This is a genomic window from Pseudomonas sp. BW7P1, from assembly GCF_024981055.1.
Classification (GTDB): domain Bacteria; phylum Pseudomonadota; class Gammaproteobacteria; order Pseudomonadales; family Pseudomonadaceae; genus Aquipseudomonas; species Aquipseudomonas bananamidigenes.
On record NZ_CP103374.1, the window covers coordinates 2,102,763 to 2,127,290 of the forward strand.

Consider the following 24,528-nt stretch of genomic DNA (forward strand, 5'->3'; position numbering starts at 1 on the left):
TTTCGGAGGGAATTCTGGTGGGCGTCGGAAGGGTTCGCTCGGTGAGCGTGATGTAACTTTTCAGGGCGCAGAAACGAAAAGTGCACACATAAATGGCACCGATGGTGACATTCTTGTGTACACATTTTTCATGTCCGGCAGAGACAACTGTGCGGCGAGCGCTTTACCCCTTGCTGATGATATTCCCGGCGTGCAACCCGCATTCTTTCTGGGTCGCTTCTTCCCACCACCAGCGGCCTTCGCGCTCGTGCTGGTTCGGCAGCACCGGGCGGGTGCACGGTTCGCAGCCGATGCTGATGAAACCGCGTTCATGCAGGCTGTTGTACGGCAGCTCCAGCATGCGGATGTAGCCCCAGATTTCCTCACTGGTCATCTGGGCCAGCGGATTGAACTTGTACAGCGTGCGCTCCGGGGTGGAGAACGCGCTGTCGATTTCCATCACCGCCACCGCGCTGCGGGTGCCAGGGCTCTGGTCGCGACGCTGGCCGGTGGCCCAGGCTTTGACGCCGGACAGTTTGCGGCGCAGCGGCTCGATCTTGCGGATGCCGCAGCATTCACCATGGCCGTCCTTGTAGAAACTGAACAGGCCTTTTTCCTTCACGAACGGTTCGAGTTTCGTGTAGTCCGGCGAGACGATTTCGATGTCGATCTTGTAGTGTTCGCGCACCTGATCGATGAAGCGGTAGGTTTCCGGGTGCAGACGACCGGTGTCGAGACTGAACACCTTGACGTTCCTGTTCAGCTTCCAGGCCATGTCCACCAGCACCACGTCCTCGGCGCCGCTGAAAGATATCCACAGGTCATCGCCGAACTCGGCGAACGCGAGTTTGAGGATGTCCTGGGCGGATTTGTTGGCATAGGTCGTGGCGAGTTCCACGACGTCGAACGTTGGGCTCATCAGGCGGCTTCCTACAGGTCGGTGGTGCTGGGCGCTCTATATGGCGGCGATGTTAACAAAAAGCAACGTCCGCCGGGGCGGCCTCTGCGCTGCACGGTCCAGGTCGGGCCGCCAGAGTTCGGGCCCGCTCGCCACAATCAGGTCTATAGGCCCTGCAGGGTTTCCAGCAGAACCTTCACCTTGGTAATCGACTCCTGATATTCCGCCTGCCAGTCCGAATCGGCGACGATCCCGCCACCGCCCCAGCAACACACCTGACCATCCTTCACCAGCAGACTGCGAATGGTGATGGAACTGTCCATTTCGCCGCGCACGTCCAGGTACAGCAATGAGCCGCAATACAGGCCGCGCCGGGTCGGCTCCAGTTCGTCGATGATCTGCATCGCACGGATCTTCGGGGCTCCGGTGATCGAGCCGCCGGGGAAGCTGCCGGCGATCAGGTCAAGGGCGTCGCGATCCTGCGCCAACTCACCGGTCACGCTGCTGACCAGGTGATGCACATTCGGATAGCTTTCCAGGCTGAACAGCTCCGGCACTCGCACGGAGCCGATACGGCAAGTGCGGCCCAGATCATTGCGCAACAGATCGACGATCATCAGGTTTTCCGCGCGATCCTTGGGGCTGGCCAGCAGTTCGGCGGCGTTGGCGGCGTCTTGTGCCGGCGTCGCACCACGGGGGCGGGTGCCCTTGATCGGGCGGGTTTCCACCTGACGCCGGCTGACTTTGACGAAGCGCTCGGGCGACAGGCTCAGCACCGCGTTGCCGTCAGGCAGGTTCTGGAACCCGGAAAACGGCGTCGGGCAGGCTTCGCGCAACGCGCAGTAAGCCAACCATGGATCGCCCTGGCACGGCGCCCGGAAACGCTGGGCGAAGTTGACCTGATAGCAGTCGCCGGCCTGGATGTATTGATGAATGCGTTCGATTGCCTGACGGTAGTCGTCGGCCGAAAGATCGGCGGTCATCGGCGTGTTCAGCTTGAACGGCGTCAGTTCGGCGGCCACCGGTTGGCTGAACAGGTCGATCAGCCGTTGCTTCTCGCTGGTACTGACCGACGGGTGGAACACCAGTTGGCTGGTGGCGTTCTGGTGATCGCTGATCAAGGCCCAGTCGTACAGACCGAATCGCGCATCCGGCAGTTGCAGATCATCCAGCGCCTGACTCGGCAGGTTTTCCAGATGCCGGCCGAAGTCGTAACTCAGGTAACCGATCAGGCCACCGGCGAAGGGCAGCTCGTATTCCGAAGGCAACTGTGCCTCGCCAAGGCGCGCCAGATTGTTCCGCAGGCGTTGCAGGAAATCGTCGCCACGTTCGTCGGGTAACACCGCCAGTTGTTCCAGCGGCCAGGCGCTGAGCAAGTCATAACGGCCACGATCGGCAGCGGGCCGGCCGCTGTCGAGCAGCACGGCGCCGGGCGCATGGCGGATTGCCGCGAAATACTCGGCGGGGTTGGCGCAGTAGGGCAGAGGGTGTACGGAACAGGTCAACATGGGCGGGGCAGATCGGCCATCGAGGCGGGGTGGGGATTGTAGTCCCCTCGGGGAATTGCTCCTAGAGGGGATGTCGGGGATTGGTAGATCGACAGCGGCTGACGAGCAACCTGTGGCGAGGGCGTTAGCCTTCAACAGCAGGAATATGCCCAAACAGTTCCTGGGCAAACGCCACCCGCTCTTCAACCGTTTCAGTCACGCCGCGGATCTTGAGATCCTCCAGGTGCGCTTCCACCGCATGGGTGCGCGAGGTCAGGCCGCAGTCATTGGCAATCTGGATATTCAGCCCGGGCCGCGCATTGAGTTCCAGAATCAGCGGTCCTTTTTCCTGATCCAGCACCATGTCCACGCCGATGTAGCCCAGCCCGCACAATTCGTAGCAACCGGCGGCGAGCTTCATGAAACCGTCCCAGTAGGGCAGTTGCACCCCGTCTACCGCGTTGGTGGTGTCCGGATGTTTGGCAATGATGTTGTTCAGCCAGGTGCCGCGCAACGTCAGGCCGGTCGCCAGATCGACACCGACGCCGATGGCGCCCTGGTGCAGGTTGGCCTTGCCGCCGGACTGCCGGGTCGGCAGCCGCAGCATGGCCATCACCGGGTAGCCCATCAGTACGATGATGCGGATGTCCGGCACGCCTTCGTAGCTGATGCTCTTGAAGATCTGGTCCGGGGTCACCCGGTATTCGATCAATGCCCGGTCGCGGTGTCCGCCCAGCGAATACAGGCCGGTGAGGATGCTGGAGATATGGTGCTCCAGTTCTTCGTGCGTGAGGATTTTGCCCGACACGGTGCGATAACGCCCCTCGAAACGGTCGGCGATGACGATGATGCCGTCACCGCCGGCGCCCTGGGCCGGCTTGATCACGAAGTCGTTGCGCCCGCCGATGATCTCGTCGAGCCTGTCGATTTCCTTTTCCGTGGAAATCACGCCATACAGCTCCGGCACATGGATGCCGGCCTTGATCGCGCGTTCCTTGGTGATGATCTTGTCATCGACGATCGGGTACAGGCTGCGCTTGTTGTACTTGAGCACGTAGTCCGCGTTGCGCCGATTGATGCCCATGATGCCCCGGGCTTCCAGGGCCTTCCAGGTCTTCCAGAAACCGAACATCAGGCGTCAGCCTTCTTCAGGAAGGCCTTGAAACGCACCAGTTCGGTCAGGCGGTAACCGCGATAGCGACCCATGGCCAGCATGAAGCCCACCAGAATCAGCAGAATCGCCGGGAAGGTGAACACAAAATACACCAGTTCCGGGACGGTCATGATCAAGTGCGCCAGGGACGCCGCGAACAAGGTGCCGATCGCCACTTTCAGGGCATGGCTGGCGCCGCGCTCTTCCCAGGTGATCGACAGGCGTTCGATGGTCATGGTCAGGATCACCATCGGGAACAGCGCCACGGACAGACCGCGTTCCAGACCGAGCTTGTGACTGAACAGGCTGATCGCTGCAATCAACACCACCACGAAGGTCAACACCACCGACAGCCGTGGCAGCATTTGCAGCTTCAGGTGTTCCAGATACGAGCGCAGCGAAAGCCCCAGCGCCGTGATCACGGTAAACAGCAGAATGCCGAAGCCCAGTTGCGTCTCGCGGAAGGCCAGGGCGATCAGTACCGGGGTGAACGTACCCAGGGTCTGCAGACCGACCAGGTTGCGCAGGATCAGGATCACCAGCACGCCGATCGGGATCATCACCATGATCATGAACGTCTGCTGAGTCTGCAGCGGCAGGCCGTACAGCGAGTACTCGAGGAAATTGGCGTCGGTGTTTTCGTCGGTCAGCTTGGCCAGACGGATCGCGTTCATTTCGCTGTTGTTCAGGCTGAAGGTCACGTTGGCCTTCTTCGCACCGTCGATGGTGATCAGGTTTTCATCACCGGTCCACCACAGCAGGCGATCGCTCGGCAGACCTTGTTCACCGGTTTCCGGGTTGAAGTACAGCCAGTCGTTGCCGTTGAAGCTGCGCAGCCACAGTTCCGGAGTCTGCGGCTGATCGGCGACGAGGCGGATGGTGTGGACCTTTTCCACCGGAACGTGGGCGATGGACAGCAGCAGTTCGACGATCTTTGCCTTGTGCGGCGTCGACGGATCACCGGCCAGCAGCAGTTTCACGTTGTCGTCGTTGGTATTGTTGACACGCTTGATCGCTTCGCCGATGAAGGTCTCGACGTCGGCCGAGTGCTGGCGGATCGGCGCGAGCAGGGCTTCGGCGGCGATTTTTTCCGGGCCTTCGATGGCCATGCTGTCGCGGAAGGTCGGGCCTTTGACCTTGGTTTTTTCGGCGGTGTAGCGCTTGGTCAGCACCAGGCGGTAATACAGAGTCTGGTTGCCCTTGGCCCGACGTGCCGACCAGGTGACCTTGCGGTTGCCGTCGACACGGTTGACCGCCACGCCATAGTTGTTGGAGATGAAGCTTTCATTGAGGCTGACGTAATCGCGGCTCAGGGGCGGCACGAACATCTGGATCTTCACCGGATCCTTGGTGCTGGCGACGAACTCGACCTTGGCGTCGATGTTCCACAAGTCGTCGGTGGCGTCTTCGGTCACCGGGATGCCGAGCACGAAAATCTGATAGGCCGTGACCGAAATGCCCAGGAGCACCAGGATGGCGATCAGGATTTTCAGGTGGAAGGTTAAAGAACGCATGGACATTACTCGGCGGTATGAGCGGCGATGGCGCAGGCAGGTTTGCCGGCAGCGTATTTAAGACTGGGATCGACCAGCGCATCGAAGCGTTTCAGCGCCTCGGAGCCGATCAAAAGCGGGTATTGGAACGCACTGCGGTCGGTCAGGTTCACTTCGATGCTGCGCATCGCCGAACCCATGCAGATATCCAGCTCGATCACCGGGCGTGCGGTGTACTTCTTGCCTTCTTCCGGGTCGTAGTCGCCGGCGCGGCGCTTGATCTTGCTGACCCGGGCCAGTGGCCGTTCGATCGGGTGCGAATGCGCCGCGTCGATGGCCAGGTAGAAGCGCACCCAGGACTCGCCATTGCGCTTGAAGCGTTTGATGTCGCGGGCGCTCAGGGAGGCGGTTTTCGCCCCGGTGTCGAGTTTCGCCGCCACTTCCAGGTTGATCCCGTCGAGCGCAGCGTATTCGTTGAGGCCGTACACAGTCTTTTCCCCCGCCACAGCCAGGCCGGGCAGGCAAAACAGATAGAAAAAGGTAGGGAAGGGCTTGAGTCTCATAAATCCTGGCGAGCAGCGTTCCGTTCTCGGTTCAGGGCCACGGCATCAGGAGATCCTGTCTGCGCGTGCCTTCGTGTGCCTATCAGCTTTTTATGACAAGCCGTGCAAGTGACCCGCAAATGCGGCGGCATTCTAGCACGGTGGTTTAATGGCGCCAGCGCCCGAGCAGGTCTATAACCCTTGGGGTGGATGACGCGTGTTATTAGACGATTGTCGACAATCTTTATTTTTCCTTTGACTGGTACGGACTGATTCGCTAGTTTTTGCCGCATCTGATTTAAAGGTGTCGACAATATGCTGGATCAACTCGATCCTCCGGTCATCAGCGGCGACGATTCGGAAACCCTGTCCGAAAACGTCTTCCGGCGCATCCAGGCGGCTATCGTCAAAGGCGAAATCGCCCCTGGCAGCAAGATCTCCGAGCCGGAACTGGCGCGTACCTACGGCATCAGTCGCGGACCGCTGCGTGAGGCGATTCATCGTCTCGAAGGCCAGCGCCTGCTGGTTCGAGTGCCGCACGTCGGTGCACGGGTAGTCTCGCTGAGCCACGCCGAACTGCTCGAACTCTACGAAATCCGCGAATCCCTCGAAGGCATGGCCTGCCGTCTGGCGGCCGAGCGCATGAGCGTCGAAGACATCGACGAGCTGCGCCGGGTGCTGGAAACCCACGAGCGCGATGCCGCGTTTCAGGCCGGCGTCGGCTACTACCAGCAGGAAGGCGATTTCGACTTTCACTACCGGATCATCCAGGGCAGCGGCAACCGCACGTTGACCCAGATGCTCTGCGGCGAGCTGTATCAACTGGTGCGCATGTACCGCATCCAGTTTTCCACCACGCCCAACCGCCCGCGCCAGGCCTTTGCCGAACACCACCGGATTCTCGATGCCATCGCCGACCGTGACGGCGAGCTCGCGGAATTGTTGATGCGCCGCCACATCGGCGCCTCGAAACGCAACATCGCCCGTCATTACCAGGACGGCGCCGACAACCAGACAGCCACTGAACGAGGTGAGTCATGAGTTCCAACAAGAGCACTCCAGGCCAGCGTTTCCGCGATGCGGTCGCCAGCGAACATCCGTTGCAAGTGGTCGGCGCGATCAACGCCAACCATGCGCTGTTGGCCAAGCGTGCCGGTTTCAAGGCGATCTACCTCTCGGGTGGCGGGGTAGCCGCTGGCTCCCTCGGCTTGCCGGATCTGGGCATCACCGGCCTGGATGACGTGCTGACCGACGTGCGCCGCATTACCGACGTCTGCGACCTGCCGCTGCTGGTGGACGTGGACACCGGTTTCGGTGCCTCGGCGTTTAACGTGGCCCGCACCGTGAAGTCGATGATCAAGTTCGGCGCGGCGGCGATCCATATCGAAGACCAGGTCGGCGCCAAACGCTGCGGTCACCGTCCGAACAAAGAAATCGTGACTCAGCAGGAAATGGTCGACCGCATCAAGGCGGCCGTGGATGCCCGCACCGACGACAGTTTCGTGATCATGGCCCGCACCGACGCGCTGGCCGTTGAAGGTCTGGAGTCGGCACTGGAGCGAGCCGCCGCGTGCATCGAGGCCGGTGCCGACATGATCTTTCCGGAAGCCATCACTGAACTGGAGATGTACAAGCTGTTCGCCAACCGCGTCAAGGCGCCGATCCTGGCCAACATCACCGAATTCGGCTCGACGCCGCTGTACACCACCGAACAACTGGCCGGTGCCGATGTGTCGCTGGTGCTGTACCCGCTGTCGGCGTTCCGCGCGATGAACAAGGCCGCGGAAAACGTCTACACCGCGATCCGCCGCGACGGCACCCAGCAGAATGTCATCGACACCATGCAGACTCGCATGGAGCTTTACGATCGCATCGATTACCACACCTTCGAGCAGAAGCTCGACGCGCTGTTTGCGGCGAAGAAGTAAGCCGCAACCGTACTCCCTGACAAATTCAAGAATGGAGACAACAATGGCCGAAGCAAAAGTACTCAGTGGCGCCGGGCTCCGGGGCCAGGTTGCCGGGCAAACCGCACTGTCCACCGTGGGCCAGGCCGGTGCCGGGCTGACCTATCGCGGCTACGACGTGCGCGAACTGGCGGCAGATGCACAATTCGAAGAAGTGGCGTACCTGCTGCTCTATGGAGAATTGCCGACCAAGGCCCAGCTCGCCGAGTATCAAGGCAAGCTGAGCAAGTTGCGCGACCTGCCGCAAGCGCTGAAAGAAGTGCTGGAACGCATTCCCGCCGATGCCCACCCGATGGACGTGATGCGCACCGGTTGCTCGTTCCTGGGCAACATCGAGCCGGAGAAAGACTTTTCCGAACAACGCGACAAGACCGACCGCCTGCTGGCCGCCTTCCCGGCGATCATGTGCTACTGGTATCGCTTCAGCCACGACGGCAAACGCATCAACTGTGTGACGGACGAGCCGTCCATCGGTGGGCATTTCCTGCACCTGCTGCACGACAAGAAGCCGAGCGAGCTGCACGTCAAAGTGATGAACGTGTCGCTGATCCTCTACGCCGAACACGAATTCAACGCCTCGACCTTCACCGCCCGGGTGTGCGCTTCGACCCTGTCCGACCTGTATTCCTGCATCACGGCGGCCATCGGTTCGCTGCGTGGCCCGCTGCACGGCGGCGCCAACGAAGCGGCGATGGAAATGATCGAGCGCTTCTCGTCGCCGGAAGAGGCGATCAAGGGCACCCTCGGCATGCTTGAACGCAAGGACAAGATCATGGGCTTCGGCCACGCGATCTATAAGGACAGCGATCCGCGCAACGAGGTGATCAAGGGCTGGTCGAAAAAACTCGCCGACGAAGTGGGCGACAAGGTGTTGTTCGCGGTTTCGGAAGCCATCGACAAGACCATGTGGGAACAGAAGAAACTGTTCCCGAATGCCGACTTCTACCATGCCTCGGCGTACCACTTCATGGGCATCCCCACCAAGCTGTTCACCCCGATCTTCGTCTGCTCGCGCCTGACCGGCTGGGCGGCACACGTGTTCGAACAGCGCGCCAACAACCGCATCATCCGTCCGAGCGCCGAGTATGTCGGCGTTGAACAGCGCAAGTTCGTGCCAATCGAACGTCGCTGAATGGTGATGGCCGAACACTGATCCGGAGGTTCATCGAGGACCCTGTGGGAGCTGGCTTGCCAGCGATGACTGAGTCGCATCCAACATCGATGTCGACTGACACACCGCTATCGCTGGCAAGCCAGCTCCCACAGGGTTTGGTGTGAATTTCAAGATCATTGTCCAGCTCACCCTTTGAAACTACCGTGACCGAGTCCCGACCGATGAACACAGAATTTCGCAAGAACCTGCCCGGCACGCCGCTGGACTTTTTCGATGTCCGCGCAGCGGTCGAGGCAATCCAGCCCGGCAGCTACGACACCCTGCCGTACACCTCTCGCGTTTTGGCGGAAAACCTCGTGCGTCGCTGCGACCCGGCCACGCTTACCGATTCCCTGAAGCAACTGATCGAGCGCAAGCGCGACCTCGACTTCCCGTGGTTTCCGGCCCGCGTGGTGTGTCACGACATTCTCGGCCAGACCGCGCTGGTGGATCTGGCCGGCCTGCGCGACGCGATAGCCCAACAGGGTGGCGACCCGGCGCAGGTCAACCCGGTGGTGCCGACGCAACTGATCGTCGACCACTCGCTGGCGGTCGAGGCGGGCGGTTTTGACAAGCAGGCGTTCGAGAAGAACCGCGCCATCGAGGACCGTCGCAACGAAGACCGTTTCCACTTCATCAACTGGACCAAAAAGGCGTTCAAGAACGTCGACGTGATCCCGCCGGGCAACGGCATCATGCACCAGATCAACCTGGAGAAAATGTCTCCGGTGATCCAGGTACGCGACGGCGTGGCATTCCCGGACACCTGCGTCGGCACCGACAGTCACACCCCGCACGTCGATGCGCTGGGCGTGATTGCCATCGGCGTCGGTGGCCTTGAAGCCGAGAGCGTGATGCTCGGCCGCGCTTCCTGGATGCGCCTGCCGGAAAGCGTCGGCGTCGAACTGACCGGCAAGCTGCAACCGGGCATCACCGCCACCGACATGGTGCTGGCGCTGACCGAGTACCTGCGTAAAGAGAAAGTGGTCGGTGCGTGGCTGGAATTCTTTGGCGAAGGTGCTTCGGCACTGACCCTCGGCGACCGCGCGACCATCTCCAACATGGCCCCGGAATACGGCGCCACGGCGGCGATGTTCTACATCGACCAGCAGACCATCGATTACCTGAAACTCACCGGTCGTGAAGACCAGCAAGTGCAGCTCGTCGAGCAGTACGCCAAACAGATCGGCCTGTGGGCCGACAGCCTGAAAGGTGCGCAATACGAGCGCGGTCTGACCTTCGATCTGTCTTCGGTGGTGCGCAACATGGCCGGCCCGAGCAACCCGCACGCCCGCGTGGCGGTGGCGGATCTGGCGGCCAAAGGCATCTCCGGGAAGTGGGAAGCGGTGCCGGGGCAAATGCCCGACGGCGCGGTGATCATCGCGGCCATCACCAGTTGCACCAACACCAGCAACCCGCGCAACGTGATCGCTGCAGGCCTGCTGGCGCGCAATGCCAACCGGCTTGGGCTGACCCGCAAGCCGTGGGTCAAGTCGTCGCTGGCACCGGGCTCGAAAACCGTGGCGCTGTATCTCGATGAAGCGGGGCTGACCCCGGAGCTGGAGCAACTCGGTTTCGGCGTCGTCGCCTTTGCCTGCACCACCTGCAACGGCATGTCCGGGGCGCTGGATCCGGTGATTCAACAAGAGATCATCGACCGCGACCTGTACGCCACCGCCGTGCTGTCCGGCAACCGCAACTTCGACGGGCGGATTCACCCCTACGCCAAGCAGGCGTTCCTCGCTTCGCCGCCGCTGGTGGTGGCCTACGCGATTGCCGGCACCATCCGCTTCGACATTGAAAAGGACGTGCTGGGTGTGGTCGATGGCAAGGAGATCCGCCTGAAGGACATCTGGCCGAGCGACGAGGAAATCGACGCGGTGGTGAAATCCTCGGTCAAGCCCGAGCAGTTCCGTCAGGTCTACATTCCGATGTTCGCCATCCATGAAGACACCGGGCCGAAAGTCGCGCCGCTGTACGACTGGCGCGAAATGAGCACCTACATCCGCCGTCCACCCTACTGGGAAGGTGCGTTGGCCGGGGCGCGCCCGCTCAAGGGCATGCGCCCGCTGGCGGTGCTGCCGGACAACATCACCACCGATCACCTGTCGCCGTCGAACGCAATCATGCCCGACAGCGCTGCCGGCGAATACCTGGCGAAAATGGGCCTGCCGGAAGAGGACTTCAACTCTTACGCGACTCACCGTGGCGACCACCTGACCGCCCAGCGCGCCACCTTTGCCAACCCGAAACTGTTCAACGAAATGGTCGTGGAAAACGGCAAGGTCAAGCAGGGCTCGCTGGCGCGTGTGGAGCCGGAAGGCCAAGTGATGCGCATGTGGGAAGCCATCGAAACCTACATGGAACGCAAGCAGCCGCTGATCATCATCGCCGGGGCCGACTATGGTCAGGGTTCGTCCCGGGACTGGGCGGCCAAAGGCGTGCGTCTGGCGGGTGTGGAAGCGATTGCCGCCGAAGGCTTCGAGCGCATTCACCGCACCAACCTGGTGGGCATGGGCGTGTTGCCGCTGGAGTTCAAGCCGGGCACCAACCGTAAAACACTGGGCATCGACGGCAGCGAAACCTACGACGTGATCGGCGAGCGCACGCCGCGCGCCGACCTGACGCTGGTGATCCATCGCAAGAACGGCGAGCGCGTCGAGGTGCCGGTAACCTGCCGCCTCGACACCGCCGAAGAAGTGTCGATCTACGAGGCCGGCGGCGTGCTGCAACGCTTCGCCCAGGACTTCCTCGAAGAATCGGCGGTTGCCGTTTAAACCACGCAGTGCGAGTGCGGGTCGGATGACCCGCATTCGCTGATATAGGGAGCACCATGGCTCACGCACCGCAAATCAAAATCCCCGCCACCTACATGCGCGGCGGCACCAGCAAAGGCGTGTTTTTCAGCCTCAAGGATCTGCCCGAAGCCGCGCAGATACCCGGTCCGGCCCGCGATGCGCTTTTGCTGCGGGTGATCGGCAGCCCCGACCCGTATGACAAACAGATCGACGGCATGGGCGGCGCCACCTCGAGTACCAGCAAAACCGTGATCCTGTCGAAAAGCATCAAGGCCGATCACGACGTCGATTACCTGTTCGGTCAAGTGTCCATCGACAAACCGTTCGTGGACTGGAGCGGCAACTGCGGCAACCTGTCGGCGGCGGTCGGCTCCTTCGCCATCAGCAACGGCCTGGTGGACGCGAGCCGCATTCCGCACAACGGCGTGGCGGTGGTTCGCGTCTGGCAGGCCAACATCGGCAAAACGATCATCGCTCATGTGCCGATCACCAACGGCGAAGTCCAGGAAACCGGTGATTTCGAGCTCGACGGCGTGACCTTCCCGGCTGCCGAAGTCCAGGTCGAATTCATGGACCCGGCGGCGGAAGAAGAGGGCAGCGGTGGTTCGATGTTCCCCACCGGCAACCTGATCGACGAACTGGAGGTCCCAGGCGTCGGCACGTTCAAGGCAACCATGATCAACGCGGGCATTCCGACGATCTTCGTCAACGCTGAAGACATCGGCTACACCGGCACCGAACTGCAGAGCGCGATCAACAGCGATCCGAAAGCCTTGCAGATGTTCGAAACCATCCGCGCCTACGGTGCTTTGCGCATGGGGCTGATTTCCAACATCGACGAAGCGGCCAAGCGTCAGCACACACCGAAGGTTGCGTTTGTGGCCAAACCTGCGGATTACGTGGCGTCCAGTGGCAAGTCGATTGCTGCCGGGGATGTGGATCTGCTGGTGCGGGCGTTGTCGATGGGCAAGTTGCACCACGCGATGATGGGCACGGCAGCGGTGGCGATCGGTACGGCAGCGGCCATCTCCGGCACGTTGGTGAATCTGGCCGCTGGTGGTGTCGAGCGTAACGCGGTGCGCTTCGGGCATCCGTCCGGCACGTTGCGCGTCGGGGCCGAGGCCAGTCTGGAAAACGGTGAGTGGGTTGTGAAGAAGGCGATCATGAGCCGTAGTGCGCGGGTGTTGATGGAAGGTTACGTCCGCGTTCCAGGAGATTCGTTCTAATTCTGCTTGGGGCCCTGTGGGAGCGAGCTTGCTCGCGATAGCGGTGTATCAACCAGCATCAATGCTGAATGTGCCGGCCCATTCGCGGGCAAGTCGAATCGTCGCACCGCCGCTCCCACAGGTTATGTATTTCAACCATAAGAAGGCTGTACGCCTCAGAGTCCCAGCCTGAACCGAGGTCCCATCAACGAACCACTGTCAAGAGTGATCGAACATGAGCGCCAACGTCGACCTGAACAATCGCCCCGACTACGACCGTGTCCTGCAGGACATCGCCGATTACGTCCTCACCTATAAAATTGAATCCTCCGAAGCCCTCGACACCGCCCGCAACTGTCTGATGGACACATTGGGCTGCGGCCTGCTGGCCCTGCGTTTCCCTGAATGCACCAAGCACCTTGGCCCTGTCGTCGAAGGCACGGTCGTGCCATTCGGCGCCCGGGTGCCGGGCACTTCCTATCGCCTGGACCCGGTCAAAGCCGCGTGGGACATCGGCTGCATCGTGCGCTGGCTGGATTACAACGACACCTGGCTCGCCGCCGAATGGGGGCATCCGTCGGACAACCTCGGCGGGATTCTCGCGGTGGCCGATCATTTGTCGCAAAAGCGTCTGGCCAATGGCGAGGCGCCGCTGACGGTGCGCGACGTGCTCGAAGCGATGATCATGGCCCACGAGATTCAAGGCGTGATCGCCCTGGAAAACGCCTTCAACCGCGTAGGCCTCGATCATGTGATTCTGGTGAAAGTGGCCTCGACGGCCGTTGTCGCCAGACTCATGGGGGCCAATCGCGAGCAGTTGCTGTCGGCGTTGTCCCATGCGTTTGCCGATGGTCAGGCGTTGCGCACGTATCGCCATGCGCCGAATGCCGGTTCGCGCAAATCCTGGGCGGCGGGGGATGCGTCCAGTCGCGGCGTGCGCCTGGCGGATATCGCGATGCGCGGCGAGATGGGCATCCCCGGTGTGTTGACGGCAAAGCAGTGGGGTTTCTACGACGTGCTGTTCAGCCACACCAACAACGATCTGGCGCTCAAGCCTGACGACAAACGCGCCTTCAGCTTCTCGCGTCCGTTCGGCAGTTACGTGATGGAAAACGTGCTGTTCAAAATCAGCTTTCCCGCCGAATTCCACGCGCAAACCGCCTGCGAAGCCGCTGTGGCCCTGTACCCGAAGGTGCGCAATCGCCTGCATGAAATCGACCGCATCGTCATCACTACCCACGAATCGGCGATCCGCATCATTTCCAAGGTCGGCCCGCTGGCCAACGCCGCCGATCGCGATCACTGCCTCCAATACATGACCGCCGTGCCGCTGGCGTTCGGCAATCTGGTGGCGGAGCAGTACGAGGATGAGTTTCACGCGGCCCATCCGGTCATCGATGTGCTGCGGGAAAAAATGGTCATCGTCGAAGATCCGCGCTTCACCCGCGAATACCTCGAAGCCGACAAACGCTCGATTGCCAACGCGGTGCAGGTGTTTTTCAAGGACGGTTCCAGCACCGAAAACGTGGTGGTGGAGTACCCGATCGGCCACCGCCGGCGTCGAGCCGAGGGCATTCCGTTGCTGGAGGACAAGTTCAGGGCGAACCTGGCTACGCGGTTCACCGGCCAGCGCAGCGCCGAGATCCTTGCGGTCTGCAAGGATCAGGTGCGGCTGGAGGTGATGCCGGTGAACCGGTTCGTCGATTTGTTTGTTATTTGAGGGACCGCGTTATCGTGCTTCGCGGGCAAGCCACGCTCACAAAGGGTTTTGTTGTGAATGCAAAATCTGCGTACACCACAAAACCCTGTGGGAGTTGGCTTGCCAGCGATGGCGGCTGCAAGGGCGCTACAAATCTATTTGAAACGCCGCTCCACGCCTTTTTCCACGAGGATTTTCGCGGAGATTTCTTCAACGGAGAAATGTGTGGAGTTGATGTGCGGGATGTTCTCGCGGCGGAACAGGTTCTCCACCTCGCGCACTTCGAACTCGCACTGGGCGTAGCTTGAATAGCGGCTGTTGGGCTTGCGTTCGTTGCGGATCGCGGTAAGGCGGTCCGGGTCGATGGTCAGGCCGAACAGCTTGTGCTGGTGGGCGCGCAGGGCGGACGGCAGTTGCAGGCGCTCCATGTCGTCTTCGGTCAGCGGATAGTTGGCCGCGCGGATGCCGAACTGCATGGCCATGTACAGACACGTCGGCGTCTTACCACATCGCGACACGCCCACTAGTATCAGGTCGGCCTTGTCGTAATAGTGGGTGCGTGCGCCGTCGTCGTTGTCGAGGGCGAAGTTCACCGCCTCGATCCGCTCCATGTAGTTGGAGTTGTGGCCGATCGAATGGGACTTGCCGACGGTGTAGGAAGAATGCTCGGTCAGTTCCTGTTCAAGAGGGGCGAGGAACGTCGAGAAGATGTCGATCATGAAACCATTGGAGGTTGCGAGAATCTCACGGATGTCCTGATTGACGATGGTGTCGAAGATGATCGGCCGGAAACCATCGGTTTCAGCGGCTTTGTTGATTTGTTGTACCATGGCCCGCGCTTTGTCCGCGTTGTCGATGTAAGGTCGCGTGAGCTTGGTGAAGGTAATGTTTTCGAACTGCGCCAGAAGGCTTTGACCCAGGGTTTCGGCCGTGATGCCGGTGCCATCGGAGATAAAGAAAGCAGATCGTTTCATTTGCACCCTGGGCCTTAAGCTAATGAGCATTTCTGGATATGATAGGCGCGATTTGTCGGCCGCCGATGGCCCGCATTCTCACTTATTTTCCAGGTCCAGGCCATACAACCGGCCGACGCTCCCCCGAGCCGCCGGTTTCTGAGCTTTTCCAACACAGTTAGTGGAGAGATCACCTTGGTAGAGTACGTAGTTTCCCTCGATAAGCTCGGCAAACACGATGTTGAGCATGTGGGGGGCAAGAACGCATCCCTGGGCGAGATGATCAGCAACCTGGCCGGTGCCGGTGTGTCGGTCCCCGGCGGCTTCGCCACCACGGCGCAAGCCTATCGCGACTTCCTGGAACTGAGCGGTCTGAACGATCAGATTCACAAGGCCCTCGATGCGCTGGACGTCGATGATGTCAATGCCCTGGCCAAGACCGGTGCCCAGATCCGTCAATGGATCATGGAAGCCGAATTCCCTGAAAAACTGAACACCGAGATCCGCACCGCATTCGCTGCGCTGTCGGCCGGTAATCCTGACGTGGCCGTGGCCGTGCGTTCCTCCGCCACCGCCGAAGACCTGCCGGACGCTTCGTTCGCCGGTCAGCAGGAAACCTTCCTCAATATCCGCGGCGTCGACAACGTGATCCGCGCGGCCAAGGAAGTGTTCGCATCGCTGTTCAACGACCGCGCCATCTCCTACCGCGTGCACCAGGGCTTCGATCACAAACTGGTCGCCCTGTCCGCCGGCGTGCAGCGCATGGTGCGTTCGGAAACCGGCACCGCCGGCGTGATGTTCACCCTCGATACCGAATCCGGTTTCCGTGACGTGGTGTTCATCACCGGCGCCTACGGTCTGGGCGAAACCGTCGTACAGGGCGCGGTGAACCCGGACGAATTCTATGTCCACAAGGGCACGCTGGAGGCCGGTCGTCCGGCGATCCTGCGCCGCAACCTGGGCAGCAAGGCCATCAAGATGATCTACGGCGACGAGGCCAAGGCCGGTCGTTCCGTGAAGACCGTCGATGTCGACAAGGCCGACCGCGCACGTTTCTGCCTGACCGACGCCGAAGTCAGCGAGCTGGCCAAGCAGGCGATGATCATCGAGACGCACTACGGCTGTCCGATGGACATCGAATGGGCCAAGGACGGTGACGACGGCAAGCTGTACATCGTGCAGGCCCGTCCGGAAACCGTGAAGAGCCGCACCCAGGCCAACGTCATGGAACGTTACCTGCTGAAGGAAACCGGCACCGTGCTGGTGGAAGGCCGTGCCATCGGTCAGCGCATCGGCGCCGGCAAGGTGCGGATCATTCGCGACGTATCGGAAATGGACAAGGTCCAGCCGGGCGACGTGCTGGTCTCCGACATGACCGACCCGGACTGGGAACCGGTGATGAAGCGCGCCAGCGCCATCGTCACCAACCGCGGCGGCCGTACCTGCCACGCGGCGATCATCGCCCGTGAGCTGGGTATTCCGGCTGTCGTGGGTTGCGGCAACGCCACCCAGCTGCTGAAGGATGGCCAGGGCGTGACCGTGTCCTGCGCCGAAGGCGACACCGGTTACATCTTCGAAGGCGAGCTGGGCTTCGACGTCAAGAAGAACTCCGTGGACGCCATGCCGGAGCTGCCGTTCAAGATCATGATGAACGTCGGCAACCCTGACCGCGCCTTCGACTTCGCGCAACTGCCGAACGCCGGTGTGGGCCTGGCTCGTCTGGAATTCATCATCAACCGCATGATCGGCGTTCACCCGAAAGCGCTGTTGAATTACGACGGACTGCCGCAGGACATCAAGGAAAGCGTCGACAAGCGAATCGCCGGTTACGACGATCCGGTCGGTTTCTACGTCGAGAAACTGGTCGAAGGCATCAGCACCCTGGCGGCTGCATTCGCTCCGAAGAAGGTCATCGTGCGTCTGTCGGACTTCAAGTCCAACGAATACGCCAACCTGATCGGCGGCAAACTGTACGAGCCGGAAGAAGAAAACCCGATGCTGGGCTTCCGCGGCGCTTCGCGTTACATCAGCGAATCGTTCCGTGACTGCTTCGAGCTCGAGTGCCGTGCACTGAAACGCGTGCGCAACGAGATGGGCCTGACCAACGTCGAAATCATGGTGCCGTTTGTACGGACCCTGGGCGAAGCGAGCCAGGTGGTCGATCTGCTGGCCGAAAACGGCCTGAAGCGCGGCGATAATGGCCTGCGCGTGATCATGATGTGCGAACTGCCGTCCAACGCGATCCTGGCTGAAGAATTCCTCGAGTTCTTCGACGGTTTCTCGATCGGTTCCAACGACCTGACCCAACTGACACTGGGTCTGGACCGTGACTCCGGCATCATCGCGCACCTGTTCGACGAGCGTAATCCGGCGGTCAAGAAGCTGCTGGCCAACGCGATTGCCGCGTGCAACAAGGCTGGCAAGTACATCGGCATCTGCGGTCAGGGCCCTTCGGACCATCCGGATCTGGCCAAATGGCTGATGGAGCAGGGCATCGAAAGTGTGTCGCTGAACCCGGACACCGTGCTGGAAACCTGGTTCTTCCTGGCTGAAGGTCAGGCGGAATAAGCCGTGAATGAAGCCTCGGCCCATTGAACCGGGCCGTGGCTTTAAGATTGAAACAGGGCGGGCTCTCCGGATGCCGCCCTTTTTTGTGCAAGAGCATCATGCAAAGCAGCAGCAACCTTTTTCCTGTCGCCCTGATCAGCGCCGAACGTCGCGGTGATCTGAGCGAAGACATCTACCGTTTGAAGCCGGGCAACAGCCCTGACGGGTCCGTTGAAATCGCGGTGACCCGTCTCGGCATGGCCGATGAGCCGGCGTCACGCGGTGTACCGGTGATTTTGCTGCATGGCAGCTTCTCCAATCGGCGCTTCTGGTTTTCCCCAAAAGGCCTGGGGCTGGGCGCTTATCTGACACGTCTGGGATTTGATGTGTGGATCCCGGAAATGCGCGGTCACGGCATGTCCCGGCGCAACGAAGACTATCGCCGCAACCGTGTTGCCGACTACGCCCGTTACGACCTGCCGGCCATTGCCGCGTTCGTGCGTGAACAGAGCGGGCAGGTTCCGCACTGGATCGGCCATTCGTTGGGCGGCATTACGCTCGCGGCAGCGCTGGGCGGCGAATACCTCGGGGAGCCGGCCGTGGCGTCGGCAGCGTTTTTCGGCACCCAGGTCAGCCGCACGTATTGGCCGTTGAAAATACCGCCGGTGGAGTGGAGCGGGCGCTTCATTCTCAAGCGTTTTGCCCAGCTGTCCGGCTCGCGGCTCAAGCGTGGTCCGGAGGACGAACCGATCGGCCTGGCGCTGGAAAGCATGCGCTGGTACGGCCTGTTCGGGCGTTTTGGCGACAAGGACAAGAATTGGTGGGCGGGGCTTGCCGATGTTCAGGTTCCCGTACTGGCCGTAACGGCGGCCGGGGATCATCAGGATCCGGCCTGGGCCTGCCGCAAACTGTTCGAGCAAATCGGCTCCGAGCACAAGCAGTTCATCAACTTGGGGCGCGAACAGGGCTTCAGCGAAAACTTCGGTCATGTCGAGATGCTGGTGAGCAAGGCCGCCCAGACCGAAGTCTGGCCGCTGGTGGCGCGCTGGTTGACTGACCAGCACACGCCGTTACTCGGCGAAAAGGTGGATCTGGCGGCAGCGGGATGAACGCAAGGCTCTGAAAAGGGCATTTCGTTCGAACCGGGTTGCGGCTAAGATATGACGCATTGGACGGTTCCGGTCACATTTGGTGACTGTTTCGCTATTACGTTTCAGCTTGTGTTCAGGTTCGCTCAGCGACCATTGGCTGAACCAAGGTAAACAGCGACCGCCGGATCTCGTTTCCAAAGAGTGCGACATCCATGATCGTCTTCCTTGTTACAGGAGTTATTCGATGAACCATTACCTCACGCCTGACCTGTGCGACGCCTATCCGGAGCTGGTGCAGGTACTGGAACCGATGTTCAGCAATTTCGGCGGCCGTGATTCCTTCGGCGGCGAGATCGTGACCATCAAATGCTTCGAAGACAACTCGCTGGTCAAGGAGCAGGTCGAACTCAAGGGCAACGGCAAGGTGCTGGTGGTCGATGGCGGCGGGTCCCTGCGGCGTGCGCTGCTGGGCGACATGCTGGCTGAGAAGGCCTCGAAAAACGGCTGGGAAGGGCTGGTGATCTACGGCTGCATCCGTGACGTGGATGTCATCGCCCAGACCGATCTCGGCGTGCAGGCACTGGCCAGCCACCCGATGAAGACCGACAAGCGTGGCATCGGCGATCTCAACGTCCCCGTGACGTTTGCCGGCGTGACGTTCAAGCCGGGTGAATACATTTATGCGGACAACAACGGCGTGATCATCTCGCCAAGTCCGCTGAAAATGCCTGAATAAATCGCGGCAGAAACCGGGGTGAGGATGTTCGAGGAAGAAAACGCGCAATGGGGGCTGGTGCATGCCCTGGTGCTGGACGGTAAAGGCGGTGCGCGTTCGATAGCCCGGACTGAACTCGACGACTTGCAGCTGCAGGCCCATGAAAGCCTGTGGCTGCATTGGGATCGCAGTCATCCGCAGACCCAGACCTGGCTGCGCAAATCCAGCGGGCTCAACGAATTCACCTGCGATCTGCTGCTGGAAGAGAATACCCGTCCACGGCTGTTGCCGCTGCCTGACTCCGAATTGCTGCTGTTTTTGCGCGGGGTCAACCTCAATCCCGGTGCCGAGCCTGAAGATATGGTTTCGGTACGGATTTTCGCTTCGGCCCAGCGCGTGATTTCCTTGCGTCTGCGCCCCTTGCGCGCCACCGATGAATTGCTGGCGATGCTGGGGGAGGGCAAGGGCCCGAAAACCTCGTCCGAACTCATTCTTTATCTGGCGCAATACCTCACCAACAAGGTGCAGGATCTGGTCACTTGCCTGTCGGAGGTGGTCGATGAAGAGGAAGAAAAGCTGGATGCCGACGAACGGTATACCCCCGAACACGGAGCGGTTTTGCACATCCGTCGCCGGGCAGCCGGACTGAAGCGTTTTCTTGCGCCGCAGCGGGAAATTTTCGGACAGCTGACACGGATAAAACTGCCATGGTTCGTCGATGACGACGCGGACTACTGGAACGAATTGAACAACAGCCTGACCCGCTATCTCGAAGAGCTCGAATTGACCCGGGAGCGCGTGGGGCTTGTGCTGGACACCGAAGACCGGCGTTTGAGCGTGCGCATGAATCGCACCATGTATCGCTTCGGGATCATCACCGGGATCTTCTTGCCGATGAGTTTTCTCACCGGCCTGCTGGGGATCAATGTCGGTGGAATTCCGCTTTCCGGAAATCCTTACGGCTTCCTGGTGGCGTGCCTGCTGATGGTTCTGGTGGCGCTCGGACAATGGTGGTTGTTCCGCCGATTGCGCTGGGTTTGACGATGGGCCATGTGACCCGACCAAATTTGCCCGCGTCTTCCACAGACATCACGAGAGGTGCGTATGCACGATCCGTTTGAACAGTCTTTGCGCGACATGCTCAACGCCTCGCCGTCCGGCCGTGACGACGATGCCTGCCTGGGCCGCGTACTCAAAACCGCTAACCGCCAGGTCGGCGCCGGTGATCTGTTCAGCCTGCTGGGCCGCTGGCTGCCCGCGCTGATGATCGCCCTGAACAACGGCTCGGCTCATGTCGCGCCGGTTTCCCGTCTCCGTAAACCTAACGCTCGCACTGCTGATAAGGCTGATTGAATATGGAACTTGATCTCTGGACTCAGAGCCTCGTCACGGCAATGACTGCGTTGTGGACCAAAGTCGCTAATTTCATCCCGAACCTGTTCGGCGCACTGGTGGTGCTGCTGTTGGGCTTCGTCGTGGCGAAGCTGCTGGACACTTTGCTGTCCAAACTGCTCGCCAAACTCGGCCTTGACCGCCTGATGGGCGGCACCGGCCTGACCAAACTGATGTCCCGTGCGGGACTGCAGGTACCGATCTCGACGTTGATCGGAAAAATCGTCTATTGGTTCGTTCTGCTGATTTTCCTGGTTTCCGCAGCAGAATCTCTTGGACTTGAGCGAGTATCAGCTACGCTGGACATGTTGGCGCTGTATGTACCGAAGGTTTTCGGCGCTGCACTGGTGCTGCTGGTGGGGGTTTTGCTGGCGCAACTGGCCAACGGTCTGGTGCGCGGTGCGGCAGAAGGCGTCGGACTGGACTACGCTTCAGGACTTGGGCGTATTGCCCAGGGGCTGGTGATCATCATCAGCATTTCGGTCGCGATCAGTCAGCTCGAGGTCAAGACCGACCTGCTGAACCATGTGATTGTCATCGTATTGATTACCGTTGGTCTGGCGGTTGCGCTGGCCATGGGTTTGGGAAGCCGGGAAATTGCCGGTCAGATTCTTGCGGGAATCTATGTGCGTGAGTTGTATCAGGTTGGGCAACAAGTGCGTGTTGGCGAGGTCGAAGGCCAGATCGAAGAGATCGGCACGGTTAAAACCACATTGCTGACCGATGAGGGTGAGCTAGTCTCTCTCTCCAATCGGATCCTGCTGGAACAGCATGTGAGTAGCCGCTAATCCGGCAAACCCTGCTAATGTATGCCGCCGCAAAATGCCAGCTGAGGCTGGCTGCGGTGGACATTGACCTGACTGTCGGCACGACTTGTTTTGAATAAAGCCCAAACCACGCGCTACGACCCCCGCGAGCTCTCTGACGAGGAGTTGGTCGCGCGCTCGCATACCGAGCTGTTTCACGTGACGCGCGCCTATGAAGAATTGATGCGGCGTTACCAGCGGACATTATTTAACGTCTGTGCACGATATCTTGGGAACGATCGCGATGCAGACGATGTCTGTCAGGAAGTGATGCTGAAGGTGCTGTATGGCCTGAAGAACTTCGAGGGGAAATCGAAGTTCAAGACATGGCTCTACAGCATCACGTACAACGAGTGCATCACGCAGTATCGGAAGGAACGGCGAAAGCGTCGCTTGATGGACGCACTGAGTCTTGATCCCCTCGAGGAAGCGTCCGAAGAAAAGGCGCCGAAACCCGAGGAGAAGGGCGGACTCGATCGCTGGCTGGTGTATGTGAATCCGATCGACCGGGAAATTCTGGTGCTACGTTTTGTCGCAGAGCTGGAATTCCAGGAGATCGCAGACATCATGCACATGGGTTTGAGTGCGACAAAAATGCGGTACAAACGTGCTCTAGATAAATTGCGTGAGAAATTTGCAGGCATTGCTGAAACTTAGTTCGGCGCAAATATCTCTTACGTGTAGGCAAGTTCTGATAGACTTGCCGCCGAGTTGTCCCCCGGTTTGCGGGACTGCTTCACAATCACCAGATGGGGATTTAACGGATGAAACTGAAAAACACCTTGGGCTTGGCCATTGGTTCTTTGATTGCCGCTACTTCGTTCGGCGCACTGGCACAAGGCCAAGGCGCAGTTGAGGGCGAGCTGTTCTACCAGAAGAAGTACAACGACAGCGTTAACCACGTTGAAGACGGTCACAACCCTGGCGCCCGTATCGGTTACTTCATTACCGACGACGTAGAAGTCGGTCTGGGCTACGATAAAGGCAACTACACCCGTTCGAACGACGGTACCGGTAGCCAGAAAATCAAGAGCGACAACTTCAAGTTGTTCTCCCAGTACCACTTCAACAACCCAGGCGACATGGTGCGTCCATACGTTGAAGGCAGCGTTGGTCACAAGAGCATGACCAACGTCATCGCTGACGGCCATAGCGGTCGTGACCAGTCGACCTTCGTTGGTATCGGCGCTGGCGCCAAGCTGTACTTCACTGACAACTTCTACGCCCGTGCTGGTGTTGAAGCTGACTACAAGCTGGACAACGGTCGTTGGGACTACGCTCCTACCGTTGGTCTGGGTGTGAACTTCGGTGGCGGCGGCAAGCCAGCTGCTGCTCCAGTTCCAGCTCCGGCTGAAGTCTGCTCCGACAGCGACAACGATGGCGTTTGCGACAACGTTGACAAGTGCCCTAACACCCCAGCCAACGTAACTGTTGACGCTGATGGCTGCCCAGCCGTTGCTGAAGTTGTTCGTGTAGAGCTGGACGTGAAGTTCGACTTCGACAAGTCGGTCGTCAAGCCAAACAGCTACGCTGACATCAAGAACCTGGCTGACTTCATGAAGCAGTACCCATCGACTCACACCACTGTTGAAGGTCACACTGACTCCGTCGGTCCTGACGCTTACAACCAGAAACTGTCCGAGCGTCGTGCAAACGCCGTTAAACAAGTTCTGGTTAACCAGTACGGTGTTGAATCGTCCCGCGTTCAGTCGATTGGCTACGGCGAAACCCGTCCAGTTGCTGACAACAAAACCGAAGCTGGCCGCGCCGTTAACCGTCGCGTAGAAGCTCAGGTTGAAGCTCAAGCTAAGTAATTAGCTCGCTGCTTTGAGAAAAGCCCGGCTTATGCCGGGCTTTTCTTTGTCTGCGATTTGGTGAAACCAGATGATCAGGCCGACTGATCGGCCGGCCAGGCGAGCAAATCGGTTCGGGCCGCAGAAGCCGCCACTGCACCAATTACGAGAATGGCCGGGCTCTTGAGCTGGAAGCTGCAGGCCGCTTCCTCCATCCCCGTCAGATCGCTCCGGCATTCCCGCTGCTGCGGCAGGGATGCGTTCTCGATCATCGCCACCGGCGTCTCCATCGCCATCCCGCCTGCCAGCAATTGCTCACGAATCTCGCTGAGCCTGGCCACTCCCATGTAGATCACCAAGGTCGTACCGCCTTGTGCCAGGGCCTGCCAGTTCAATTGGCTGTCATCCTGAGTGTGCGCGGTAACCAGCGTCACACCCCGCGCCACGCCGCGCAAAGTCAGCGGAATATCACACTGCGTTGCCCCGGCCAGCCCGGCAGTGATGCCGTTGACCAGTTCCACTTCAACCTCATGTTCACGCAGCCACTGCACTTCCTCGCCGCCACGGCCGAAGATGCAGGGATCGCCGCCCTTGAGGCGAACCACGCATTTGCCCTGACGCGCATAACGCAGCATCAGCCGATGAATGAATGCCTGAGGCGTCGAGCGGCAGCCGCCGCGCTTGCCGACCGGAATGATCCGTGCGTCAGGGCAGTGCTCCAGCACTGCGTCATTGACCAGATCGTCGATCAGCACCACATCCGCTTCGTGCAAGGCGCGCACGGCTTTGAGCGTCAGCAATTCAGGATCGCCGGGACCTGCGCCCACCAGCCAGACTTTTGCGTTCATGGTGTTTTC

21 protein-coding genes are annotated in these 24,528 nt (G+C 60.3%); 14 read left to right on the forward strand and 7 right to left on the reverse strand.

Going from position 1 to position 24,528, the window contains the following annotated elements; genetic code table 11:
- Window positions 1-163: 163 nt before the first annotated feature.
- The 5 genes from NWV16_RS09625 to NWV16_RS09645 form a co-directional block, all read right to left on the reverse strand.
- Entirely contained in the window at window positions 164-898 is a 735-nt protein-coding gene (locus NWV16_RS09625) for a phosphoadenylyl-sulfate reductase (RefSeq protein ID WP_260522834.1), read from the reverse strand.
- A gap of 143 nt (window positions 899-1,041) precedes the next feature.
- On the reverse strand, window positions 1,042-2,385 hold the full coding sequence (gene pabB / locus NWV16_RS09630; protein ID WP_260522835.1) for an aminodeoxychorismate synthase component I: 1,344 nt from the start codon (window positions 2,383-2,385) through the stop codon (window positions 1,042-1,044).
- Window positions 2,386-2,509: 124 nt separating this feature from the next.
- Window positions 2,510-3,496, reverse strand: a complete 987-nt coding sequence (locus NWV16_RS09635) for an alpha-L-glutamate ligase-like protein (protein ID WP_260522836.1) — start codon at window positions 3,494-3,496, stop codon at window positions 2,510-2,512.
- On the reverse strand, window positions 3,496-5,031 hold the full coding sequence (locus NWV16_RS09640) for an inactive transglutaminase family protein (protein WP_065258028.1): 1,536 nt from the start codon (window positions 5,029-5,031) through the stop codon (window positions 3,496-3,498). Before NWV16_RS09640 ends, NWV16_RS09635 begins: the two co-directional genes overlap by 1 nt.
- Window positions 5,032-5,036: 5 nt before the next feature.
- Window positions 5,037-5,573, reverse strand: a complete 537-nt coding sequence (locus NWV16_RS09645) for an ATP-dependent zinc protease (RefSeq protein WP_065258027.1) — start codon at window positions 5,571-5,573, stop codon at window positions 5,037-5,039.
- A gap of 297 nt (window positions 5,574-5,870) precedes the next feature.
- Between NWV16_RS09645 and NWV16_RS09650 the strand changes: the two genes are divergently transcribed.
- The 6 genes from NWV16_RS09650 to prpD all read left to right on the forward strand — a co-directional run bounded on the left by NWV16_RS09650 (window position 5,871) and on the right by prpD (window position 14,395).
- The gene (locus NWV16_RS09650) at window positions 5,871-6,593 is read left to right on the forward strand and encodes a GntR family transcriptional regulator (protein WP_176704423.1); all 723 of its coding nucleotides are present in this window, start codon (window positions 5,871-5,873) and stop codon (window positions 6,591-6,593) included.
- On the forward strand, window positions 6,590-7,480 hold the full coding sequence (prpB, locus tag NWV16_RS09655; RefSeq protein WP_065258025.1) for a methylisocitrate lyase: 891 nt from the start codon (window positions 6,590-6,592) through the stop codon (window positions 7,478-7,480). The genes NWV16_RS09650 and prpB overlap by 4 nt, the downstream gene beginning before the upstream one ends.
- A 43-nt stretch (window positions 7,481-7,523) precedes the next feature.
- A complete protein-coding gene (gene prpC, locus NWV16_RS09660) occupies window positions 7,524-8,651 on the forward strand; it encodes a 2-methylcitrate synthase (RefSeq protein WP_065258024.1) in 1,128 nt (375 codons plus the stop codon).
- A gap of 203 nt (window positions 8,652-8,854) precedes the next feature.
- Window positions 8,855-11,449, forward strand: a complete 2,595-nt coding sequence (gene acnD, locus NWV16_RS09665; RefSeq protein WP_260522837.1) for a Fe/S-dependent 2-methylisocitrate dehydratase AcnD — start codon at window positions 8,855-8,857, stop codon at window positions 11,447-11,449.
- A 56-nt stretch (window positions 11,450-11,505) separates the two neighbouring features.
- Window positions 11,506-12,696 carry a 2-methylaconitate cis-trans isomerase PrpF gene (prpF, locus tag NWV16_RS09670; RefSeq protein WP_260522838.1) on the forward strand — a complete coding sequence of 397 codons (1,191 nt, stop codon included), beginning with the start codon at window positions 11,506-11,508 and terminating at the stop codon, window positions 12,694-12,696.
- A 214-nt stretch (window positions 12,697-12,910) separates the two neighbouring features.
- Window positions 12,911-14,395 (forward strand): 2-methylcitrate dehydratase, encoded by a 1,485-nt coding sequence (gene prpD, locus NWV16_RS09675; RefSeq protein ID WP_260522839.1) that lies wholly within the window; start codon window positions 12,911-12,913, stop codon window positions 14,393-14,395.
- Window positions 14,396-14,529: 134 nt separating this feature from the next.
- Here prpD and NWV16_RS09680 read toward each other — a convergent pair whose 3' ends face one another.
- A complete protein-coding gene (locus tag NWV16_RS09680) occupies window positions 14,530-15,348 on the reverse strand; it encodes a pyruvate, water dikinase regulatory protein (protein ID WP_065259742.1) in 819 nt (272 codons plus the stop codon).
- Window positions 15,349-15,522: 174 nt separating this feature from the next.
- On the opposite strand from NWV16_RS09680, the gene ppsA reads away from it, so the two are divergent.
- The 8 genes from ppsA (at window position 15,523) to NWV16_RS09720 (ending at window position 23,692) form a co-directional block, all read left to right on the forward strand.
- Window positions 15,523-17,895 (forward strand): phosphoenolpyruvate synthase, encoded by a 2,373-nt coding sequence (ppsA, locus tag NWV16_RS09685; RefSeq protein WP_260522840.1) that lies wholly within the window; start codon window positions 15,523-15,525, stop codon window positions 17,893-17,895.
- A gap of 98 nt (window positions 17,896-17,993) precedes the next feature.
- Window positions 17,994-18,983 (forward strand): lysophospholipase, encoded by a 990-nt coding sequence (locus NWV16_RS09690; RefSeq protein WP_260522841.1) that lies wholly within the window; start codon window positions 17,994-17,996, stop codon window positions 18,981-18,983.
- Window positions 18,984-19,209: 226 nt separating this feature from the next.
- Window positions 19,210-19,701: a ribonuclease E activity regulator RraA gene (gene rraA / locus NWV16_RS09695; protein ID WP_260522842.1), complete on the forward strand. Its 492-nt coding sequence runs from the start codon at window positions 19,210-19,212 to the stop codon at window positions 19,699-19,701.
- A gap of 24 nt (window positions 19,702-19,725) precedes the next feature.
- Window positions 19,726-20,721, forward strand: coding sequence for a zinc transporter ZntB (locus NWV16_RS09700; protein WP_065259738.1), 996 nt, complete (start codon window positions 19,726-19,728; stop codon window positions 20,719-20,721).
- 63 nt (window positions 20,722-20,784) lie between these two features.
- Window positions 20,785-21,033: a CrfX protein gene (locus NWV16_RS09705; protein ID WP_065259737.1), complete on the forward strand. Its 249-nt coding sequence runs from the start codon at window positions 20,785-20,787 to the stop codon at window positions 21,031-21,033.
- Between the two features lie 2 nt (window positions 21,034-21,035).
- Entirely contained in the window at window positions 21,036-21,860 is an 825-nt protein-coding gene (locus tag NWV16_RS09710; protein WP_065259736.1) for a mechanosensitive ion channel family protein, read from the forward strand.
- A gap of 90 nt (window positions 21,861-21,950) precedes the next feature.
- Window positions 21,951-22,535 (forward strand): RNA polymerase sigma factor SigX, encoded by a 585-nt coding sequence (gene sigX, locus NWV16_RS09715; RefSeq protein WP_065259735.1) that lies wholly within the window; start codon window positions 21,951-21,953, stop codon window positions 22,533-22,535.
- 107 nt (window positions 22,536-22,642) lie between these two features.
- Window positions 22,643-23,692, forward strand: coding sequence for an OmpA family protein (locus NWV16_RS09720; protein ID WP_260522843.1), 1,050 nt, complete (start codon window positions 22,643-22,645; stop codon window positions 23,690-23,692).
- A gap of 74 nt (window positions 23,693-23,766) precedes the next feature.
- Here NWV16_RS09720 and cobA read toward each other — a convergent pair whose 3' ends face one another.
- Window positions 23,767-24,519 (reverse strand): uroporphyrinogen-III C-methyltransferase, encoded by a 753-nt coding sequence (gene cobA, locus NWV16_RS09725; protein ID WP_260522844.1) that lies wholly within the window; start codon window positions 24,517-24,519, stop codon window positions 23,767-23,769.
- Window positions 24,520-24,528 lie beyond the last annotated feature (9 nt).

Coding starts and splice junctions, on each gene's coding strand:
- NWV16_RS09625 (WP_260522834.1), bottom strand. CDS start 898: ATGAGCCCAACGTTCGACGTCGTGGAACTCGCCACGACCTATGCCAAC.
- prpF (WP_260522838.1), top strand. CDS start 11,506: ATGGCTCACGCACCGCAAATCAAAATCCCCGCCACCTACATGCGCGGC.
- prpC (WP_065258024.1), top strand. CDS start 7,524: ATGGCCGAAGCAAAAGTACTCAGTGGCGCCGGGCTCCGGGGCCAGGTT.
- prpB (WP_065258025.1), top strand. CDS start 6,590: ATGAGTTCCAACAAGAGCACTCCAGGCCAGCGTTTCCGCGATGCGGTC.
- NWV16_RS09645 (WP_065258027.1), bottom strand. CDS start 5,573: ATGAGACTCAAGCCCTTCCCTACCTTTTTCTATCTGTTTTGCCTGCCC.
- NWV16_RS09690 (WP_260522841.1), top strand. CDS start 17,994: ATGCAAAGCAGCAGCAACCTTTTTCCTGTCGCCCTGATCAGCGCCGAA.
- NWV16_RS09710 (WP_065259736.1), top strand. CDS start 21,036: ATGGAACTTGATCTCTGGACTCAGAGCCTCGTCACGGCAATGACTGCG.
- NWV16_RS09720 (WP_260522843.1), top strand. CDS start 22,643: ATGAAACTGAAAAACACCTTGGGCTTGGCCATTGGTTCTTTGATTGCC.
- pabB (WP_260522835.1), bottom strand. CDS start 2,385: ATGTTGACCTGTTCCGTACACCCTCTGCCCTACTGCGCCAACCCCGCC.
- acnD (WP_260522837.1), top strand. CDS start 8,855: ATGAACACAGAATTTCGCAAGAACCTGCCCGGCACGCCGCTGGACTTT.
- rraA (WP_260522842.1), top strand. CDS start 19,210: ATGAACCATTACCTCACGCCTGACCTGTGCGACGCCTATCCGGAGCTG.
- prpD (WP_260522839.1), top strand. CDS start 12,911: ATGAGCGCCAACGTCGACCTGAACAATCGCCCCGACTACGACCGTGTC.
- NWV16_RS09700 (WP_065259738.1), top strand. CDS start 19,726: ATGTTCGAGGAAGAAAACGCGCAATGGGGGCTGGTGCATGCCCTGGTG.
- NWV16_RS09640 (WP_065258028.1), bottom strand. CDS start 5,031: ATGCGTTCTTTAACCTTCCACCTGAAAATCCTGATCGCCATCCTGGTG.
- NWV16_RS09705 (WP_065259737.1), top strand. CDS start 20,785: ATGCACGATCCGTTTGAACAGTCTTTGCGCGACATGCTCAACGCCTCG.
- cobA (WP_260522844.1), bottom strand. CDS start 24,519: ATGAACGCAAAAGTCTGGCTGGTGGGCGCAGGTCCCGGCGATCCTGAA.
- NWV16_RS09635 (WP_260522836.1), bottom strand. CDS start 3,496: ATGTTCGGTTTCTGGAAGACCTGGAAGGCCCTGGAAGCCCGGGGCATC.
- NWV16_RS09680 (WP_065259742.1), bottom strand. CDS start 15,348: ATGAAACGATCTGCTTTCTTTATCTCCGATGGCACCGGCATCACGGCC.